The organism is Xanthomonas sp. WHRI 1810A (assembly GCF_040202885.1).
Classification (GTDB): Bacteria; Pseudomonadota; Gammaproteobacteria; order Pseudomonadales; family Pseudomonadaceae; genus Aquipseudomonas.
Genome location: NZ_JBEGED010000015.1, coordinates 159,828 through 166,922, shown reverse-complemented (window position 1 = coordinate 166,922; position 7,095 = coordinate 159,828). Strand labels below are relative to the sequence as shown.

6 protein-coding genes are annotated in these 7,095 nt (G+C 60.2%); 4 read left to right on the top strand and 2 right to left on the bottom strand.

All coding sequences use genetic code 11. The features are described 5' to 3' along the window. The first annotated feature begins 1,354 nt into the window (after positions 1 to 1,354). Positions 1,355 to 1,939 carry a GNAT family N-acetyltransferase gene (locus tag ABQX22_RS20970; RefSeq protein ID WP_349801776.1) on the top strand — a complete coding sequence of 195 codons (585 nt, stop codon included), beginning with the start codon at positions 1,355 to 1,357 and terminating at the stop codon, positions 1,937 to 1,939. A gap of 311 nt (positions 1,940 to 2,250) precedes the next feature. Here the strand turns inward: ABQX22_RS20970 and ABQX22_RS20965 are convergent, their stop codons facing one another. After that, positions 2,251 to 2,475 (bottom strand): DUF6555 family protein, encoded by a 225-nt coding sequence (locus tag ABQX22_RS20965; protein WP_349801775.1) that lies wholly within the window; start codon positions 2,473 to 2,475, stop codon positions 2,251 to 2,253. 335 nt (positions 2,476 to 2,810) lie between these two features. Continuing rightward, positions 2,811 to 3,953 (bottom strand): aldose epimerase family protein, encoded by a 1,143-nt coding sequence (locus ABQX22_RS20960; RefSeq protein WP_349801774.1) that lies wholly within the window; start codon positions 3,951 to 3,953, stop codon positions 2,811 to 2,813. A gap of 327 nt (positions 3,954 to 4,280) precedes the next feature. Between ABQX22_RS20960 and ABQX22_RS20955 the strand changes: the two genes are divergently transcribed. The 3 genes from ABQX22_RS20955 (at position 4,281) to ABQX22_RS20945 (ending at position 7,064) form a co-directional block, all read left to right on the top strand. Further along, the gene (locus ABQX22_RS20955) at positions 4,281 to 5,000 is read left to right on the top strand and encodes a FadR/GntR family transcriptional regulator (protein WP_349801773.1); all 720 of its coding nucleotides are present in this window, start codon (positions 4,281 to 4,283) and stop codon (positions 4,998 to 5,000) included. A 5-nt stretch (positions 5,001 to 5,005) separates the two neighbouring features. Then, the gene (locus tag ABQX22_RS20950) at positions 5,006 to 5,884 is read left to right on the top strand and encodes an SMP-30/gluconolactonase/LRE family protein (protein WP_349801772.1); all 879 of its coding nucleotides are present in this window, start codon (positions 5,006 to 5,008) and stop codon (positions 5,882 to 5,884) included. 175 nt (positions 5,885 to 6,059) lie between these two features. Continuing rightward, positions 6,060 to 7,064 carry a substrate-binding domain-containing protein gene (locus ABQX22_RS20945; protein ID WP_349801771.1) on the top strand — a complete coding sequence of 335 codons (1,005 nt, stop codon included), beginning with the start codon at positions 6,060 to 6,062 and terminating at the stop codon, positions 7,062 to 7,064. Positions 7,065 to 7,095: the final 31 nt, after the last annotated feature.

Genomic DNA, 7,095 nt, shown 5'->3' with positions numbered 1-7,095 from the left:
CCCTGATGAAAAATCAGGAAGAGTACGTTACGAAACGGGCATAAAAGAAGTTGTTCCCAACCATAGAATCTCCCACGGCCTTCGGCCAGAATCAAAAGCCACAGCGGTCTGCTTCTGCCGAAGGCGTGGGAGCGTGGCTTGCCCGCGATCTGCCGGGAACCGGCAGTAAAACCTGCGGATGCGGTGTCACCTGATATACCTAGTCGCCTGGTTTTGGGGCCGCTGCGCAGCCCATCGCGAGCAAGCTGCGCTCCTACGGCCTTCGGCCAGAATCAACAGCCGGACGCGGCGCGTGGACACGGTCCATCAGCCGTCGTGTTCCGCTTCTGCCCGGAGGGCGTGGGAGCGTGGCTTGCCCGCGATCTGCCGGGGACCGGCAGTAAAACCTGTGGAGGCGGTATCACCTGATACCCCCCGATCGCCTGGTTTCAGCGCCGCTGCGCAGCCCATCGCGGGACAAGCCACGCTCCTACGGCCTTCGGCCAGAATCAACAGATAAACGCCGAAAGCTGAAAGCTGAAAGCGAAGCGTGGACACGATCTATCAGCCGTCGTGTTCCGCTTCTGCCCGGAGGGCGTAGGAGCGTGGCTTGCCCGCGATCTGCCGGGGACCGGCAGTAAAACCTGCGGATGCGGTATCACCTGAAACGCCCCGGCCGCCTGGTTTCAGGGCCGCTACGCAGCCCATCGCAGACAAGTCAGCTCCCACGGCCTTCGGCCAGAATCAACCGCCGGACGCGGCGCGTGGACACGGTTCATCAGCCGACGTGATCCGCTTCTGCCGTTAGGCGTGGGAGCGAGGCTTGCCCGCGATCTGCCGGGAACCGGCAGTAAAACCTGCGGATGCGGTGTCACCTGATACACCCCAGTCGCCTGGTTTTGGGGCCGCTGCGCAGCCCATCGCAGACAAGTCAGCTCCCACGGCCTTCGGCCAGAATCAAAAGCCGGACGCGGCGCGTGGACACGATCCATCAGCCGACGTGACCCGATTCTGCCCGGAGGGCGTGGGAGCGTGGCTTGCCCGCGATCTGCCGGGCACCGGCAGTAAAACCTGCGGATGCGGTATCACCCCAAAACCCCCCGGTCGCCTGGTTTCAGGACTGCTACGCAGCCCATCGCAGACAAGTCAGCTCCCACGGCCTTCGGCCAGAATCAACAGCGTGACGCGGCGCGTGGGCACGGTCCATCAGCCGACGTGATCCGCTTATGCGCTGAGCCCATTTCCCAACCCCGGCCAGTGCTCGTACACTCCGCCTGGTTTCCCTTCCGCCGTCAGGACGCTTTATGCCGATTCCCGCAACGACCCTCCGCCCACGCGCCAGCGCACTGTTCATTGCCGTGAAAAGCAGGCGGTGATGGACGTGATCGCCGATCCGGCCCTGATCCGTCTGGCCACTGAACGCCTGATCCTGCGTCCGCCTCAGTTAGCCGACGCGCCGGCCGTTCAGCATTACTGCATCGCCAACCGACACCATCTGCAGCCTTGGCAGCCCTTGCGGCCGGCGGGTTTCTTCGGCTTGGCGGCGGTGGAGCAGCGACTGGCTTACATCGAGCAGGAGCGGCTCGCCGGTCGGTTGTTGCACCTGTCGATCTGGACCCACGGCACCGACGAAGTGCCCGCTGAGCTCATCGGTGAATGCAATTTCAGCAACATCGTGCTGGGTCCTTTTCAGGCCTGTCACCTGGGGTATTCGCTGGCGGCCGATGCTCAGGGCCAGGGGTTGATGCACGAAGCGCTGCGCGCAGGGACGGCGTATGTGTTCAACGAATTGGGGCTGCACCGGATCATGGCCAATTACCTGCCGGAGAACGAACGCAGTGGCAGGGTGCTCGCAGCCTTGGGATTCGAGCGCGAAGGGCTGGCCCGTTCCTATCTCAAAATCAACGGGGTGTGGGCCGACCATGTCCTGACGTCATTGATCAACCCGGCGCATCGCTGAGCAAGCCCTCAGGCACCCCGACAATGGGCTTTGTCCTTGATGTGCATCATTTTTTCGCGTTAACCCTTGCATTGAAAAGTCAACGTATGCCGTTACAAATAGTTGTCCACGAAAAGGGTGAATATGTCTGTGGATAACTGGCTGCACGCCTGTGAGCCAGCGGCCTTTCGGGCAATGATCGTTTAATGATCAGTTTTCGCTATCGACCTATGAATGAAATCAATTGCCGGGGAACGGCGGGAAAAGAGCACGCATAAAAACGGGGGGAAATTGCGATGTTCTGCCACTTCCCCCCAAAAAAGGTCACCCGATCAGGACTCTGCCCACTCGACGTCGGTCAGTCCCAGTTGCTCGGCCTTGGGCTTGCTGACTTTGGGCACCCGGTCGGACCGGTACTTGGGGATCTGGCCGAAACCTGCATCCACCGACGCCCAATGCCACGCTTCAGCGTTATCCATATTGGACGCGCTGATATAAAAGCTTTTGTACTTGCCGTGCAGTAGATAATCGATCCGGTAATGCTTGAACTGTCCCACGCTCTGAACCTCCCTAATCAATCATTCACCATTGAATGAGTCATCGCTGTTGGGAAAATTCATTTTAAATAACTCGTTAAACACCAGAAGGTTACGAGCGGCGCGACGTGAAGTCAGAAGGGCGTCAAAAGTTCTTCGAACGGATGGAAGCGCGGCAACCGACCCACTCAATCATGATGTTTTGCCCCGACGACCGGCGATGACGAAAGACGGTCGCCGTACCTGGGTTGATGCTCGATTCCAGTACAGAACGATGCCTGCCACATTACGTGGCGGGCACCCAAGCGGCATTGAGCGCGAAGACGCCGGCAGCGACGTCTTCAGGTGAGGGGCGGTTATCGGTCGAGGAACTTGAACACCACGGTCTGGGTGTAGGCCTTTCCCGGATCCAGGCGCGTTGACGGAAATTTCGGCTGATTAGGCGCATCCGGGTAATGCTGGGTTTCCAGGGTGAACGCGCCCCAGTGCGGATAGATTTTGCCCGCCTTGCCTTTGACGGTGCCGTCCAGGAAATTCCCGGTGTACAGCTGAACGCCCGGTTCGGTGGTGAACAGCTGCAGGCGACGCCCAGACTTGGGATCACTGACGTCAGCCGCCAGTTTGCTCACGCTGCCTTTAGTGTCCAGCACCCAGTTGAAGTCATAACCGCCTTCGTTGGGCTCGGCGAACTTGAGCTGGGCGTTGTCTTCGCGGATGCGTTTGCCGAACGCCACCGGCTTGAGAAAGTCCATGGGCGTGCCGGCCACCGGTGCCAGTTCGCCGGTCGGGATCAGCTTGGCGTTGACCGGGGTGTAGTGGGCCGCGTGTACCGTGGCCACCTGGTCGAGGATGTCGCCGTTGCCCGCGCCTGCCAGGTTGAAGTAACTGTGGTTGGTCAGGTTCAACACCGTCGGCTTGTCGGTGGTGGCGTGGTACTGGATGCGCAGCTCGTTCTGCTCGTTGAGGCTGTAGGTGACTTCGGTTTTCAGCGTGCCGGGAAAGCCCATTTCACCGTCCACCGACACATAACTGAGTTTGACCCCCACCGATTTTCCGTCCTTCACGCTCTCGGCTTTCCACACACGTTTGTCGAACCCCTGGGGGCCGCCGTGCAGCGAGTTGGTCTTGTCGTTCTGCGGCACCTGGTAGCTCTTGCCGTCCAGGGAGAACTTGCCGTCGGCCAGGCGATTGCCGAAGCGGCCGATGGTGGCGCCGAAATACGACGTGCCCTTGAGGTAACCGTCGATGTCGTCGAAGCCCAGCACCACGTCTTCGGTCTTGCCGGCCTTGTCGGGCACCAGCAGCGATTGCAGCGTCCCGCCGTAGGTGACGATCGTGGCTTTCATGCCATGACTGTTGCTCAGGGTGTACTTCTCGATGGGGGTGCCGTCGGGCAATTTGCCGAACGCGCCGTGCTCACTGGTGAGGCCGGCGGCGTTCGCGTGAAGGGCTGCAATCATGAGGGACAGTCCGATTCCGGGGATAAGTGTATTGCGCATCAGTGCCTTCCTTTCTGTTGTTGTTTTAGGAGCAGCTGCAAGCCGCAAGCTTCAAGCCGTAAGCAAAGGCAAGCGTTGCACGCTTATATTTGTCATTTGTAATACTAATTTCAACCGGTCTTAGATGAATTCACGCATTAATCCCTTGAAGCTTGCAGCTTATCGCTTGAAGCTTTCTCAAATTGTAATACTATTTAGCGGTGCTCGATCCTTGTCGCGCTGCCACACAGGTGTAGCCCACGTTCTGCGGGCTGTACAGCCGTTTGACAGCCAATCATGTGATGATTAGCCTCAAATCGCGGACTGGCCGCGCACAGGGGCTGATCAATGAGCAGCAGTTTTCACGCGTCAACCGTTGACCGGCTTGGAGCCTGGATCGTTCAAGGCAGCGTCTTGCCGGGGCAGTCGTTGAAGGTTGAAGCGGCATTGGGTGAAGAGTTCGGTGTCAGCCGCACGGTCATCAGGGAAGCCATCAAGACCCTGGTCGCCAAGGGCATGCTCGAAGTCGGGCCGAAGGTCGGCACGCGGGTATTGCCGGTGCGCAGCTGGAACCTGTTTGACCCCCAGGTGGTGGGCTGGCTGGCAGCGAAAGGGCTGTCCCAGAGTTTCGTCAAGGACTTGCTGGACTTGCGCCGGACCATCGAGCCCATGGCCGTGCGTTGGGCGTGTGAACGCGCAAGCCCTGAACAGATTGCCGACATTCAGGCGGCCTATCAGGTGCTTGAAGCCAGCGTGATGGACCTGGGTGACTACAATCACGCCGACCAGCGTTTCCACGAAGCGGTGCTGGCGGCCAGTCATAACCAGTTCATCGAGCAGATGCTGCCGGCGCTGGGTGCGTTACTGGCGATTTCGTTTGAAGTGTCCTCGGCGGTGCCGGGGGAGTTGGGCCGCACACTGCCGTTGCACAAGGCCCTGGCGGACGCGATCGCCACCCGCGATTCGGCGCGCGGCGTCTGGGCTTGCATGAGTCTGATCGAGAATGCGGACGAAGTGATTTCCCGTTCCTTCGCCCGACAGAACACAAACAATAAGAAAACAGGATGACTGCAATGAACTGGGTGACTGTGACCGATCAGCGTTTCAAACTGGCTGAAGGGCCGTTCTGGGACGCCGCCGAGCAGGCGCTGTACTGGGTGGACATCGCCGGTTTCCGGGCCTTGCGCCTGCATCAGGGCCAGCTGCGTCACTGGCAATTCAACGAGCCGGTATCGGCGTTCATTCCCACCGTCAAGGGCGATGCCCTTGTCACTCTGGCCAGCGGTGTCTATCGCTTGGACCTGTCTTCACCCCCCGAACACCCTGCGTTCAACCTGTTCTGCGTCGCCGACCCGGTGCCGGGCAATCGTGCCAACGAAGCCCGTTGCGATGCCCAGGGCCGGTTGTGGCTGGGCAGCATGCAAAACAATCTGGACGCCGAGGGCGGCGACCTGCCGGTGGAGCGTCGCTCGGGCGGTTTGTTTCGGGTTCATGCCGACAGCAGCGTCATCCCGTTGCTCGGTAATCAGGGCATCGTCAATACCTTGCTCTGGACCGAAAACGACGAAGCCGTGCTCACGGCGGACACCCTCGACGGCGTGATTTATCGCTACCCGGTGCTGGCCGACGGCGCCCTGGGCGAGCGCACGGTCTGGGCCGATCAACATGTGCGCGGCGACCCGGACGGCTCGGCCATGGACGCCGACGGTTACGTGTGGAACGCACGGTGGGGCGGTCAGTGCCTGATCCGCTTCGCCCCCGATGGCCGGGTCGACCGGGTGATGGAAGTGCCGGTCAGCCACCCCACCAGTTGCGTGTTTGGCGGGCCCGATATGTCGACGCTTTACCTCACCAGCGCCAGGCCTTCAAGCGGTGCGCAAGCACTGGATGGCGCGGTGCTGTCGATTGAAATGAACACCCCGGGAATGGCCTCGCAGCGGTTCGCGGGGTGAGTGTCAAGGTGCTGTAACGCTGCTCGGGAGTGGGCGTGACACTCGGTTACATTCGCTCCATTGATATTATGATATGACTGTTCCCAGTCGCTTGGCCGGCCCGTTCTGATCCGCCGCTCATGACGACACTTACTGCTGGACGCTGTAGCTATTCAATAAAAATAAGGAGTTAGCTATGTTGAGTCGCCACGGGATTCGTTCCCTGTGCTGTGCCGCTGTTGCCACTGCCATTCTCGGCATGAGTGGTGTTGCCCCCGCCGCCGATAAGGTCAAGATCGGCTTCCTCGTGAAGCAGGCTGAAGAGCCCTGGTTCCAGACCGAATGGGCCTTCGCTGAAAAAGCCGGGAAAGAACACGGTTTTGAAGTGATCAAGATTGCCGTCCCCGACGGTGAAAAAACCCTCGCTGCCATCGACAGCCTGGCCGCCAACGGCGCCAAGGGTTTTGTCATCTGCCCGCCTGATGTGTCCCTCGGCCCTTCCATCGTTGCCAAGGCGAAAGCCAACGACATGAAAGTCATGGCGGTGGATGACCGGTTCGTCGACGCCAAGGGCAAGTTCATGGAGGACGTGCCGTACCTGGGCATGGCCGCGTTTGAAGTCGGTCAGAAACAGGGCGCCGCCATGGCCGACGAAGCGAAAAAACGCAACTGGGACTGGAAAGAAACCTACGCCATCATCAACACCTACAACGAGCTGGATACCGGCAAGAAGCGCACCGACGGTTCGGTGGACGCGCTGAAAAAAGCCGGCCTGCCCGAAGACCACATCCTCTTCTCGCCGCAGAAAACCCTCGACGTCCCCGGCAGCATGGACTCCACCAACGCCGCCTTGCCTAAACTGCCGGGTGCCGCGAAAAACCTGATCGTCGGCGGCATGAACGACAACACCGTGCTGGGCGGCGTGCGCGCTACAGCGGGTGCCGGGTTCAAGCCCGCGAACGTGATCGGTATCGGCATCAACGGCACCGACGCCATCGACGAGCTGAAGAAGAAAGAAAGCGGCTTCTTCGGATCGATGCTGCCCAGTCCGGACAAAGAGGGCTACAACACCGCCCTGCAGATGTACGAGTGGGTCACCACCGGCAAAGAGCCTGCCAAATACACCGCCATGGACGACGTGACGCTGATCACCCGGGCAAACTTCCAGGAAGTCCTGACCAAGATCGGTCTGTGGAAGTAAGGCCGGCCACGCGGTTTCCGAGTCGGGACGC